This window comes from Bacillus gaemokensis, from assembly GCF_001590835.1.
GTDB lineage: Bacteria > Bacillota > Bacilli > Bacillales > Bacillaceae_G > Bacillus_A > Bacillus_A gaemokensis.
Map to the genome: position 1 here is coordinate 90,398 of NZ_LTAQ01000005.1, position 12,339 is coordinate 102,736.

The following is a 12,339-nucleotide window of genomic DNA, read 5'->3' on the forward strand; positions in this document are numbered from 1 at the left end:
TTCAACTATTTTAAATTATAAAACATTTCCTTCTGTTGTGCTACAAAAACAAATGGTATTTAACTGTACTATATCTATGTTCTTGTAAAATAATATCTTTGTTTAGTAGTGAGTGAAGAATGATTTGCTGATATATAAACCCATTTAAATTGCGGCTATGAAGAACAAAAGATGACCTGCACTCATTTCTCTCTTTGTTTTCACTTGGCATGGGGCAGAAAAAGGATCTGACCGCTTCTATGCATGAACAGATGCTCTCTACCGCCTAAAAAGAAACGTTTTTCAATTTGTCAGACTTAAACTTAAAATTCGAACTATTAGTGAATATATTGACTCTTCTTTTTATTGATTGGTAAGATTAAGTATTACATTTTCTCGCATAATAGTAAGAAAAGAGTGTGTGATAATAATCCATTGTGTAGGAAGGTACCTAAGTATGTTTCAATTACAAAAGTATAATACTTCTGTGAAGCAGGAGATTTTAGCCGGCATCACAACTTTTTTTACATTTGCGTACATTCTTGTCATCAATCCCAAAATATTAGCTGATGCAGGTGTACCATTTGATCAAGCATTTACGGCAACGATTATTGCGACAGTTGTCGGAACGCTATGTATGGCGTTTTTAGCAAACTATCCAATTATTATTGCTCCGGCTATGGGGATGAATGCGTATTTTGCCTATTCTGTTGTGCAAAAAGCAGAAGGTATTACATATGTTATTGCGTTTTCAGCGGTATTTGTAACAGGTATTATTTTTCTTTTATTATCTTTCACCTCATTCCGTCAAAAGCTTATTGTAGCAATTCCTGATAGTTTAAAGCACGCAATTGCAGGTGGGATTGGATTATTTATTGCTTTTATTGGACTACGTCTTTCTGGAATTATAGTTGATCATCCATCTAATTTAGTTACAATCGGAGATTTTCATTCACCTGCTGTTATTTTAACGTTAATTGGTTTGGTTTTAGCGGCAGTGTTAATGGCATTACGTGTAAGTGGTGCGCTCTTTATTAGTATGATTGTGACAGGTATCATTGCCTTTTTTACGGGACAATTAAAATTTGAGGATAAAATTGCAGCGATTCCTCATTTACCAAAAGGCGTTATTGTTTCAAATCCTATAACTGCATTTTCTGATGTAATTGAATACGGGTTATATGGTGTTGTTTTTTCATTCCTACTCGTACTTTTATTTGATACAACAGGAGCTCTACTTGGACTAATTAAACAAGCTGGTTTAAATACAGATAATACCGAAAAACGTTTCGGGAAAGCATTTATCGCTGATGCAATCGGTGGTACCACAGGAGCAGTGTTCGGGACAAGCCCAACAGCAGCAACGATTGAATCATCAGCAGGAATCGCAGCAGGTGGTAAAACAGGATTAACAGGTATTGTAGTAATCTGCTTAACCATCGTGACAGCATTTTTCAGCCCTGTTATTTCCTCGTTATCGAGTGTAGCAGCTATTACAGCTCCATCATTAATTATAGTCGGAAGCCTAATGGCGCAAAGTATTCGTGATATTAATTGGAATGAATTTGAAGATGCATTGCCAGCATTTTTAATTTTCGTAGGTATTCCGTTAACATCTAGTATTGCAAATGGGATTGCACTTGGATTTTTAATCTATCCAATCTTAAAGATTGTGAAAGGGAAAGGGCTGGAAGTTCATCCACTGCTGTATTTCTTTGCAATTTTGTTTGGATGTCATTTGTTCTTATAATGTGATAGAAAAAGGTACTTCTCATAGGAAGTACCTTTTTTCGTGTATAATAAAGTGAAACTTACTATAGAAAGATTTAATCATCATGCAATTTATAAATTGCATGATGTAATATATACGCTACGATTAATGGTGAAGGAGGGCGTAGATTGGCTGTAAGTAGAATAAAGATTGCTCGTGTTCAGTCGGATTTAACACAGCAACAATTAGCAGAAAAAGTAGGAGTTACAAGGCAAACAATAAGTTTAATTGAGAAGGGAAAGTATAATCCTTCTTTAGATTTGTGTTTGAAAATTTGTTATGCGCTAAACCAAACGTTAAATGATTTATTTTGGGAGGAGCAAGTGTAACAAATAGGAATGAGAATAGTAGAAGACGAGCAGTTAATGATTGAAGACATAAAGTGAAACTTCTATCATTGTGAGGGGCTTATTGTCCATTAATACAGGATAAAACAACTATAGGAGTAGAATGACTAAAGCACCAAAAAGCCTTCCGCATATATGAAAGGCTTTTTGGTGTTTTTTAGAGAAAGTATGAAGCGTGTTTCGTAGATCATACAAAAGCTGTTCTTTCATAATGCTTTATACATCAAGCTATGAAGTCCAATCGGATGGATATCAAATATCTCACCATGTTCATGGAATCCTAATCGTTTGTAGTAATCTGTAACCGTAATACGAGCATTACACCAAAGTACCTCTGCTTGGCGTTCTTTTAGGGTTATTTCAGCTTGATGGATTAATGAGCTTCCAGCGTTTTGTTTTCGAAAAGAGGGTACTGTAGCCATACCTCTTAAACGATAGTGATTGCTACCTTGTAAATTAGCTTGAGTTTCATGTGAAAAAGAGGCGATGCTGATGAGTTCGTTATTTAGAAATGCACCTAGATGAAAGGTATGTAATTCGTAATCAAAAGGATATTGGCAATCATCCAGTGCTTGACTTGGTCGCAAAATCTTTTGACGCAAGACGTATGTTTCAGAGGCATCAATACGTTTAATCGTAAACACACAATCATCCTTTCTTATGATGATTTCTCTATAAGTTGTAGAAAGAAATATGCTGGTGCAACACAAAGACCTAATATGCTGCATGTACCGAGAAATAGAGAGAGGCAGAGGCAAAAGTATTTCGTTCCAGTTGACTTCTTCCATCCGTAACTGCAAATTTCAATGCTAATGCCAATGAGAATAATGGCGACGAGTACTTCTCCTAATAATAAAAGAGCTAAAGTTGAAATAGACATATTGTAATTCATCCCCATAATATATGATAGTAATATTTTACCATGATAAAATAAGAATATTAAGAAAAAAAATTCGGCGTATTGTAAAATGTACCCTATAGAGTAGACACTAAAAAAGTCTCCCTATAGGGTTTTTGTATATAATTAAGAAAAACATAAAGACTAGTGAAATTTTAGCTCATCATATATCAGAACGTATGACTGTAGAATTAGCTACAGACACCCTTCTAAAGTTAAAAAGGAACAAAAACTTTCAGAAAGCCAAAGATGCCTTGATTCACTCAGATCAAGGAATTCAGTATACGCACCCTAATTTTCAAAAAGCAGTTAAGAAACTAGGCTTGCAACAATCCATGTCAAGAAGAGGAAACTGTTGGGATAACGCTCCCCAAGAATCTTTCTTTGGTCATCCTAAAGATGAAGCCTCTATTCAAGCATGTACAACTCTAGATGAATTAAAAAAGAAATTAAACAACCTTAGTCCTGTTGAATTTCGAACTAAGGCTGCTTAAAGGCAGACACCTATTCTTTTCCTGTCTACTTGACAGGGGTAAGACCACAATATAGAGATCATCTTCTTCAAGCTGCCTAGGCTTTTTTTAATGTCCTTTACAAAGGGTACATTTTAAATCGAGAGGGAACTTTTTACTATTCTAATATGCCTTTCATTGTATCAATATGCTCTTTTGAGCCTGTTACAAGAAGTGTATCACCATTTTGTAATTTTGTATCACCATGTGGTACCAATGCTTTATTACCACGGTAAATTTGAATGATCAGCACGTCACCTAGGAACGGTAAGCGACGAAGTGGTAAACCGTTATATTTATTGCTACGTAATTCAACTTCACGAACGGTTTCATTTGCAGTTGTAATTAAACGAACGAGACTCGGTTTATCAATAAGTGCTCGTAATAAAATACGTGTGGAGTTAATAGTTGAGAATACTGCAATATGTTCTTGCGTTGCTTTTTCCTGTAGAAGAGGATCCTCTACACTTGCAATGACATGTTCAACGCCTACTTCTTTTGCGTGTTCTGCTAATAATAAGTTATGCTCATCATCACTTGTGGCGACGACAACACGATCTGCATCGAAAGCGTTTTGCTCATCTAATAATTCAATGCTAATTGTATTTAATTTTACGATTGGGAAGTCGTGGGACTTCACTTCCTCTGCATTTACTTTATTTTGACGCATCATGTACAGTGTTACATCATAATCTTCACGTTTTAAATCGAGTGATAACGGAAGTGTAATTCGGCTTGCACCGATAATAGAAACTCTTGGTTTTGGTGTTTCCACCCTTGGAAACATCTTTTTAAATAGTACAGGTGCAAAAATACATGTAATAACTGCACTCAAGATAAGTGAAGCAGATAGACTTGGACTAATGATACTTAGCTTTTCACCAATTTGTGCTGCTGCAATAACTAATGAAAGTGTAGATGTTAATAAAATAGCACTTCCTAATACGATATTACGTGGGTACCATTTACGCAGTACAAGTGATGGTAATAATTTTGAAATAAAGAGTCCAACAATTAAAATTGGAATCATTAGCATACTAGAAGGCTCTTTAAAAATAGACCATACTTCTAAATTAACACCAACCATTACGAAGAAAATTGGAATGAAGAAGCCGTATCCGATGGAATCAAGTTTTTCGACCATATCTTCATTTGGTGATAATAAGGATACGAGTACTCCTGCTAAAAAGGCACCTAAAATATTTTCTGCACCAACAGATTCAGATAATCCGACTAGTATTAAAATAAGTGCGAAAACAGCACGCGTGTCGATTTGTACGCTACCAGCCTTTAGGTTTTCTAGATATGGAATATTTTTAAAGCGTCTTGCGACAAAGTAAATTACAATACCTGCGCCAAATAGAACGAGAAGAAGCCACATGCTTTGGCCGCTTTCGGAATTTAATCCAACGAATACAGCGAGTAAAATCATTGTAACTAAGTCAGCGATAACAGCGACTAATAAAATGATTTGACCGATTGCTGTTTTTCCTAAATTATTTTCTTTCAATGTCGGTACAACAACACCTAAAGAAATGGTTGAAATAATTAAAGTCATGAACATTGCATTATCTACAAATCCAAGCCATACGAATATAAGAGACAGGGCATAGGATAAGATGAAGATGAATAAGAAGATAATGCTTGCTGCTTGGAACGTATTTGGTTCATTTGTCTTATTCTTTTTCCCTTTTTGTTTAAAGATAGAAAAGTCAATTTCTAAACCGCTTAAGAACATTAAGAAGATGAATCCTAGTGTTGATAAGACTTGGAGCCACATGTCGGGCTCAATAACGTTAAATCCACTTTTTCCTACAAAAATTCCTGCGATAATTTCTGCAACGACGACAGGAAGTGCTTTTAATTTAAAGCGTTGTAACAAAAGGGGAATGAAAAACGCGATTGCGACAACAATCATGAGTGATAGGACTGAAGAATGATGTTCCACTGCGTTCTCTCCCTTCAAATAATATAGTACTTATTTTAGCCATATTATAGGAAGAAAAGCAATGCATGTGAACTCGATTCCATAAAGAAAGATTTTTCTTAACATTTGTCATAATAAGTATACTTTACATGATAATGTTGTAATTTCTGTAATGTGGTTGAAGAGGGGAAGAGAACAAATAAAAAGACTGCTGAGATTACCTCAGCAGTCTTTTCTATGTCTATTACATAGAGAAGAAAATCCATACAGTAAGACCAACTGTTGCAATTGCAACGAAGAAACTGTATATCATTGTAAGAATTTGAATTCTACCTTCTCCTTCTTTTAAGTGCATGAACATAATTAATTGTAATAAACCTTGCGCAAGTGCCATTACGATAATAGTTGTTAATATCGTTGAAAGTGGCAAGTCTGTGTAAAGCGCAACGTATAAAGCAAGAAACGTTAGTGCAAGCGATAAAATAAATCCAAAAACGTGTGACCATGGAAACCCGCTATGCGCATGTCCATTCGCTTGTGTATTGTTTTGTCCCATTATTACGCCACCATCCCGTTCAAGTAAACTAGTGTGTAAATAAAGATCCAAACAAGGTCAAGGAAATGCCAGTATAAGCTGATAATGAATACTTTACGAGCTGTAACTGGTGTTAATCCTCGTTTTAAAATTTGGATGATTACACAAGTTGCCCAGATGATACCACCCGTTACGTGGGCACCGTGCGTTCCAAGAAGAACGAAGAATCCAGATAAGAATGCGCTTGTTTGGATAGTAGCGCCTTCACCGATATACATGATGAATTCTTCAATTTCAAAGAATAGGAAGCCTGCACCTAAAAGTAATGTGAAAAGGAACCATCCTAACATAGCTTTTTGGTTATGCTTACGCATTTCATGAATTGCGATCCCACATGTAAAACTACTTGTTAAAAGTAGGAGTGTTTGAATTAAAAGTGTTTTAACTTCAAACAATTGTGCTGGCGTTGGACCATCTGCCGTACGACCAGCAAGTACTAGATAAGAGGCGAAAAGTGTTGCGAACAGCATAATTTCAGCCCCAAGAAAAATCCAGAATCCTAGGATATTCAATCTGCTTTGTTCAGATTGATATTCTAAAGGTAAGCTTTTATCTAAAGCAGCCATTTCGTTTCACCTCTCATGCTACATGTTCTGTTTTTTTAATTTCATCAACGCTTACGTAGTAACCATCGTCATAATCAAATGAACGGTAGATTAAACAAGCTAAAATACCAATGCCACCGATTGCTGCAATCCAGAACCAGCTAAATACTAATGCAAAACCTGCAAGACCAAAGAATGTAGACATAATAATTGGCACACCAGAGTTACTTGGCATGTGAATTGGTTTTAATTCATCTGCTTTTGGTGTAATTGTTTCTCCGCGTTTCTTCATGAACCAGTAAGCATCAGCTTCTTTAATTTCAGGAAGTTTTGCAAAGTTATAATGCTGTACAGGAGAGTGAGTTGCCCACTCAAGCGTACGGCCATCCCATGGATCTCCAGTTACATCGCGCTCGCCATGACGTGCGCTCCAAATTACGTTGTAGCAAAGGATTAAGAAGCCGATACCCATCATGACTGCACCGACAGATGCGATTTGGTTCATCCATCCCCATCCAAGACTTTCTGAATAAGTGTACATACGACGAGTCATACCATCTAAACCTAAGAAGTACATTGGGAAGAAACAGATGTTAAATCCAATCATAAAGATCCAGAATGTCCATTTACCAAGGCGTTCATTTAGCATATGACCAGTCATTTTTGGATACCAGAATGTGAATCCAGCAAGCATTGCAAATACTGTACCTGCGATTAATACGTAGTGGAAGTGAGCAATTAGGAAGTAGCTGTTATGGTATTGATAGTCAGCTGCTGCCATTCCAAGCATAACCCCTGTAACTCCACCGATTACAAAGTTTGGAATAAATGCCAATGACCAAAGCATTGGAACTGTAAAACGAATACGTCCTTTATACAGTGTAAACAACCAGTTAAAGATTTTAACCCCGGTTGGAATCGAAATCGCCATTGTCGAAATCGAGAAGAATGAGTTAACCGCTGGACCTGACCCCATCGTAAAGAAGTGGTGAAGCCATACGACGAAACTTAGTAACGAAATTGCAACCATTGAGTACACCATTGCACTGTAACCGAATAGACGTTTACGTGAGAATGTACTAATGATTTCAGAGAAAATACCGAATGCCGGTAAGATAACAATATATACTTCAGGGTGACCCCATACCCAGAACAGGTTGGCCCAGAGCATCGGCATACCGCCGCTCGCCATCGTAAAGAAGTGAGCATCAAATAGACGGTCAAATGTCATTAATGCAAGAGCAACTGTTAATACTGGGAAAGCGAAAATAATGATTACACATGTAATTAAAATAGACCATGTAAACATTGGCATGTGCATTAATTTCATGCCAGGTGTACGCATTTTTAGGATTGTAACTAGGAAGTTAATACCTGTCATTAACGTACCAAGACCTGAAATCTGCAGGGCAATTGCGTAGTAGTTATTACCTACACCAGAAGTGAATTCTGTACCCGCCATTGGGAAGTAAGATGTCCACCCTGCGTCTGGAGAACCTCCGATAACGAAAGCGATGTTAAATAACATTGCTCCGATAAAGAATAACCAAAAACTTAGTGCGTTTAAGAATGGATATGCAACGTCACGAGCACCAATTTGTAATGGCACAACGACGTTCATTAATCCTAGAACGAATGGCATCGCCATGAAAAGAATCATAACTGTACCATGCGTTGTAAAGATTCCATTATAGTGTTCAGCGTTTAAATAAGTTGTTTCTGGGAATGTTAACTGTGCACGAATCATTAACCCGTCCATACCACCACGGAATAACATGATAACGGCAGAAATAATATACATGGTCCCAATTTTCTTATGGTCAACAGTTGTTAACCATTCATCCCAAAGCCATCTCCATTTTTTGTACTTTGTTAGTACGAAAAGGATCGCTAATGTCACAAGAACAATAGAGGCGTCAGCACCGTAAATAATCGGATCACCTGTGACAAAAAATTCATCAAGCTTCACTGTGTTCACTCCAATCTGTTGGAATAGTATCTTTTACTTTTTGTTTTTGTAGTAGTTGTAATCACAATACTCAAGTGATTTTGGATCTACGTAACTTAAGTGGTGACTAGAGAATGTCATACGCCCTACTACACCAGGTTTAATAATTTCATTATATTTGTCTTCTGTTAATTTAGGGGCAGTTTCTTGTACTTCTTTTACCCACTTGTCATACTTTTCTTTTGTTTTTGCTTCAAGCTCAAATTCCATGTGAGTGAATCCTTCACCAGAGAAGTTCGAGCTACGACCTAGGTAAGAACCTGGCTTATCAGCTTGTAAATATAAATCCATAATCATGCCATCCATTGTGTACTTCATACCACCAAGTTCTGGAACCCAGAAGGCGTTCATTGGACCAACAGATGTTAATTTAAATTGGATTGGTGTACCAGCTGGTACATTTAAATAGTTAACGGTTTCAATTTTTTCCTCTGGATAACTGAATAACCATTTCCAGTTGGCAGATGTAACATAAATTTCAACTGGTTTAATATGTTTGGACTCTTTTGGCACCTCTTCAGTAGCATAAGTAGCTTTTACCGTTGGAATTGATAACGCAATAACGATAATAACTGGGAAAATCGTCCAAATGATTTCTAATAACGTGTTACCGTGTTGATCAGGTGGTTCATAGCCCATATTTTCTGGTTTTTCACGATAACGAATTAAGATGACTGTAAACAAGATGAATACAATTGCAATAATCAATAACATAAGTACGAATGACCAAACGATCAAATCATACTGTGCTTTTGCAACAGGTCCCTGAGGATTTAATACTGCAAGTTTTTTCTCACAGCCACCGAGGAACAAGAGTAGTGATAACGGAAGAAGTGAAGCCAACTTCCAAAACGATTTCTTTAGTTGCACGATTGAAAATCTCCTTTCTCCTTGGATTGAAACTATGCCAATAAAATAATATAAACCTATTAATTTATAGAAGGCAATAGTTTTTGTTAGATTGTTAAAAAATAGACACAAATGCACACTTTTTAAGGTGAATATCATTTGTAACTTGATAACATTGTAAACTATTTTTGGTGGGGAAATGCGATTGTAAAAATTTTAAGATAAATAAAGTTATACCAAGATATCCAAGAAATAGAAAAAAACTATCTTATCATAAGGTAAGATAGTTGAATATTTTATATATTTAGTTTATTCTCTGTGTAATATTTCGTTGCTGTTCAAATGTGTCAACTTTTTTATATTTAATTTGGTACAAGATGTAGCAAATAATCATAAATGGGATTCCACAGTAAAAGGCGATTCTTTGTTCGGGAATAAAAGCTAAGCTAATAAATGTAATAAAATTTAGAGAAAAAGCTAGGATTGGAACAATTGGATAAAGCGGTGTACGATATTTTAAATCGTTTATATTTCCACCATTTTTAATAAATTCCTTGCGAAAGAAAAATTGTGAAGCTGCGATGGACATCCAAACGACAACGGCTGCCATTGCTGCAATTGACGTTAATACTAAAAAGACAGTATCTGCTGCAAACACGCTTGTTAGTAGAGAAAGGCTTGCAAAAATCAGGCTGAAAATTAAAGCGTTTAGTGGTACACCTTTACTTGTCAATTTTGTAAATATAGGACTTGCTATTCCTTGTTTTGACATAGCCCAAAGCATACGAGAATTAGCGTATAATCCTGAGTTTGCTACTGATAGTACAGCCGTAATAATAACAAAGTTCATAATATCAGCTGCGTATGGAATTCCGACTGTATCAAAGACAAGTACGAATGGACTTTCTACAAGGTTTGCTTCTTGCCATGGGAGTAAGCCGACAACAACTGCAATTGCTAATACGAAAAAGAATAAAGTACGCCAAATTGTATTTTTAATTGCTTTTGGAATTGTTTTTTCAGGATTTTCACTTTCACCGGAAGCGATTCCGATTAATTCCGTTCCTTGGAATGAAAAATTTACTGTAATCATTGTAAAAAGAACGGCTAGAACACCATTTGGAAATAGTCCGCCATTTTCTGTGAAGTTATGTAGCATTGGTGCTGGCTTTCCGCTGAAATCTAAGAATCCAAATATAACAGCGCCTCCAAGGATGATGAAGACAACAATTGTGGAGACTTTTACACTGGCAAACCAAAATTCCGCCTCTGCATATGCTTTCGCAGATAAAGCGTTTACAACGAAGAGGATTGCTGCAAATGTAACGCACCAAATCCATGAAGATACATCTGGAAACCAACGCTTCATTAAAATGCTAACCGTTGTAAGCTCTACACCAACCGTAACAGCCCAGTTTAACCAATACATCCAACCGACGACAAATCCAAAACCTGGTGAAATAAATTTGCTTGCATAACTTTGAAATGAACCTGCTTCTGGCATGGCAACAGATAATTCGCCAAGGCAGAGCATCGTTAAATACATTACGAAACCACCAACTAAAAATGCAAGGATAGCCCCACCCGGTCCGGCATTATGGACAATTTGTCCAGATCCCATAAACAATCCGGTACCAATGACGCCACCAAGTGCAATCATAAATAAGTGTCTGCTTTTCATTGTACGTTTTAAGCCTGTTTGCTCTGTAGTTGTTTGATGCATATTCCCTTCACCCCATATTTTCCCTTGTTTGTTTTGCTCGCTTCATACTTGAGCTTACTTCGCTTCACTAATCATCAGTGGGGGATGAAAAACATACTAATTGTAGTTTTTCTTTATGTTTCTATACGAGTTAATTACGTATATTTTCTAGGTGCGTGAGTAGTAATAAAAAACAACAACGATTAGTGTTCTTTGAGCACTTGTTTTGTGATTGAAAGAAATATAGTTTTCTTTCACCATGTAAACATTTTTAATTCTAGCAAAATATTCTGAAAATGTATATTTATTTTTCTTTTTATTACAAAAAATCAGAATTTTAAAACATGTAAACTGAATAATAATTCATACAATCTTTCTGGAAAACTGAGAGGAAGAAAGGTACAATTAAAAGAGTAATGTTTAATAACAAGAAGAAAATAATGAAGTAATGGAGTTTTGAATATGTTAAAGAAATTCAAATACATATGTATTTTAGGGCTTATACTTATCGCTGCAGTATTCGTAGGGAAAAATAAAATTTTCCAAAAGGTTCAAGAGTTACGTGTGGATTTTTTGTTTGAGAAGAAAGAAACGGCTATGATTGAACAGGTTCCATTTATTAAACAACTTCCGGAATTGCAAAGAGGGTGCGAGGTTACTAGTTTAGCAATGTTATTACAATATAAAGGTGTACAAGTTGATAAGATGAAGCTTGCGAATGAAATAAATCAGGTTCCCTTTAAAGAAAATAATCTTCGTGGTAATCCGCACGAAGGATTTGTGGGGAATATTTATACAAAAGCTGAGCCGGGATATGGTGTATACCATCAACCGATTTTTAAACTTGCAGAAAAGTATGTTCCTGAAAAAGTGGTGAATTTAACAGGAAGAGATATAGAGGATATATATAAGGTAATTAGTTCAGGTTCGCCAGTATGGATAATTGCTAATACGACATTTAAGCCGTTAGATGAAGATAGTTTTGAAACATGGAATACGAATGATGGAGATGTGAAAATCACATATTATGAACATAGTGCAGTTGTCGTTGGATACGACCAAAATTTTGTATACATTAACGATCCACTTGCTGGTAACTCGAATAAAAAAATCTCACGTACGCAATTTGAAAAAGCTTGGGAGCAAATGGGCAAACAAGCAATCACTATTCTATAAAAATAAAAAAGGCATCTTTTATAAGGTGCC

At 36.0% G+C, this 12,339-nt stretch carries 11 protein-coding genes and 1 pseudogene; 4 read left to right on the plus strand and 8 right to left on the minus strand.

Translation table 11 applies throughout. The features are described 5' to 3' along the window. Positions 1-436: 436 nt before the first annotated feature. Both AZF08_RS08365 and AZF08_RS08370 read left to right on the plus strand, forming a co-directional pair. Positions 437-1,729 (plus strand): NCS2 family permease, encoded by a 1,293-nt coding sequence (locus tag AZF08_RS08365; protein ID WP_033675121.1) that lies wholly within the window; start codon positions 437-439, stop codon positions 1,727-1,729. 149 nt (positions 1,730-1,878) lie between these two features. Next, positions 1,879-2,079, plus strand: a complete 201-nt coding sequence (locus AZF08_RS08370) for a helix-turn-helix transcriptional regulator (RefSeq protein ID WP_033675120.1) — start codon at positions 1,879-1,881, stop codon at positions 2,077-2,079. 224 nt (positions 2,080-2,303) lie between these two features. Here the strand turns inward: AZF08_RS08370 and AZF08_RS08375 are convergent, their stop codons facing one another. After that, positions 2,304-2,741, minus strand: a complete 438-nt coding sequence (locus AZF08_RS08375) for a GNAT family N-acetyltransferase (protein ID WP_033675119.1) — start codon at positions 2,739-2,741, stop codon at positions 2,304-2,306. Between the two features lie 14 nt (positions 2,742-2,755). Beyond that, a complete protein-coding gene (locus tag AZF08_RS08380) occupies positions 2,756-2,989 on the minus strand; it encodes a DUF4022 family protein (RefSeq protein WP_082246080.1) in 234 nt (77 codons plus the stop codon). 149 nt (positions 2,990-3,138) lie between these two features. On the opposite strand from AZF08_RS08380, the pseudogene AZF08_RS08385 reads away from it, so the two are divergent. Further along, positions 3,139-3,447: pseudogene (locus AZF08_RS08385) on the plus strand (DDE-type integrase/transposase/recombinase); the annotation flags it as partial. Positions 3,448-3,625: 178 nt separating this feature from the next. Here the strand turns inward: AZF08_RS08385 and AZF08_RS08390 are convergent. The 6 genes from AZF08_RS08390 to AZF08_RS08415 form a co-directional block, all read right to left on the minus strand. After that, a complete protein-coding gene (locus tag AZF08_RS08390; RefSeq protein WP_033675118.1) occupies positions 3,626-5,455 on the minus strand; it encodes a monovalent cation:proton antiporter family protein in 1,830 nt (609 codons plus the stop codon). 223 nt (positions 5,456-5,678) lie between these two features. Continuing rightward, complete coding sequence (qoxD, locus tag AZF08_RS08395; protein WP_033675117.1) at positions 5,679-5,990, minus strand: cytochrome aa3 quinol oxidase subunit IV; 312 nt, start codon at positions 5,988-5,990, stop codon at positions 5,679-5,681. Between the two features lie 2 nt (positions 5,991-5,992). Then, the gene (gene qoxC, locus AZF08_RS08400) at positions 5,993-6,595 is read right to left on the minus strand and encodes a cytochrome aa3 quinol oxidase subunit III (protein ID WP_033675116.1); all 603 of its coding nucleotides are present in this window, start codon (positions 6,593-6,595) and stop codon (positions 5,993-5,995) included. A gap of 13 nt (positions 6,596-6,608) precedes the next feature. Further along, positions 6,609-8,543 carry a cytochrome aa3 quinol oxidase subunit I gene (gene qoxB, locus AZF08_RS08405; protein ID WP_033675115.1) on the minus strand — a complete coding sequence of 645 codons (1,935 nt, stop codon included), beginning with the start codon at positions 8,541-8,543 and terminating at the stop codon, positions 6,609-6,611. 33 nt (positions 8,544-8,576) lie between these two features. Further along, positions 8,577-9,452, minus strand: a complete 876-nt coding sequence (locus AZF08_RS08410) for a cytochrome aa3 quinol oxidase subunit II (RefSeq protein ID WP_033675114.1) — start codon at positions 9,450-9,452, stop codon at positions 8,577-8,579. A 283-nt stretch (positions 9,453-9,735) separates the two neighbouring features. Continuing rightward, positions 9,736-11,154: an amino acid permease gene (locus AZF08_RS08415; protein WP_033675112.1), complete on the minus strand. Its 1,419-nt coding sequence runs from the start codon at positions 11,152-11,154 to the stop codon at positions 9,736-9,738. A gap of 441 nt (positions 11,155-11,595) precedes the next feature. Here AZF08_RS08415 and AZF08_RS08420 point away from each other — a divergent pair, with 441 nt between their 5' ends. After that, on the plus strand, positions 11,596-12,309 hold the full coding sequence (locus AZF08_RS08420) for a C39 family peptidase (RefSeq protein ID WP_033675111.1): 714 nt from the start codon (positions 11,596-11,598) through the stop codon (positions 12,307-12,309). Positions 12,310-12,339 lie beyond the last annotated feature (30 nt).

Coding starts and splice junctions, on each gene's coding strand:
- AZF08_RS08415 (WP_033675112.1), bottom strand. CDS start 11,154: ATGCATCAAACAACTACAGAGCAAACAGGCTTAAAACGTACAATGAAA.
- AZF08_RS08420 (WP_033675111.1), top strand. CDS start 11,596: ATGTTAAAGAAATTCAAATACATATGTATTTTAGGGCTTATACTTATC.
- qoxD (WP_033675117.1), bottom strand. CDS start 5,990: ATGGGACAAAACAATACACAAGCGAATGGACATGCGCATAGCGGGTTT.
- AZF08_RS08380 (WP_082246080.1), bottom strand. CDS start 2,989: ATGAATTACAATATGTCTATTTCAACTTTAGCTCTTTTATTATTAGGA.
- AZF08_RS08365 (WP_033675121.1), top strand. CDS start 437: ATGTTTCAATTACAAAAGTATAATACTTCTGTGAAGCAGGAGATTTTA.
- qoxC (WP_033675116.1), bottom strand. CDS start 6,595: ATGGCTGCTTTAGATAAAAGCTTACCTTTAGAATATCAATCTGAACAA.